This window comes from Crateriforma spongiae, assembly GCF_012290005.1.
In the GTDB taxonomy this organism is placed as follows: domain Bacteria; phylum Planctomycetota; class Planctomycetia; order Pirellulales; family Pirellulaceae; genus Crateriforma; species Crateriforma spongiae.
Map to the genome: position 1 here is coordinate 1 of NZ_JAAXMS010000046.1, position 234 is coordinate 234.

At 66.2% G+C, this 234-nt stretch carries 1 protein-coding gene; it reads right to left on the reverse strand.

What is annotated here, in order from left to right; translation table 11 throughout:
• Positions 1 to 234, reverse strand: a 234-nt coding sequence (locus HFP54_RS26540) for a hypothetical protein (protein ID WP_168567306.1), incomplete at both ends; no start/stop codon positions are given.

Below are 234 nucleotides of genomic sequence, written 5' to 3' on the forward strand. Positions count from 1 at the left end.
ATGCCACGCTCGGATCGATGCTGAAGGCGGCCAGGATCGCGGTCTCCTGCGCCGGGGTCAGGATCAACGCGTTGGCCAGTGTCGCCGTGGTCACTGTGCCGCCGTCCTGCGAGGCGACGTGGGCATCACTCAAGTCGACATCATCGAAGGTGATCGTGCCGGTTTCTACCGCCGGATCAGCATCGGGGTTGGTGTCGGAGCTCTCGGTCACCGTGGCCGCCTGCGCCGGGCTGT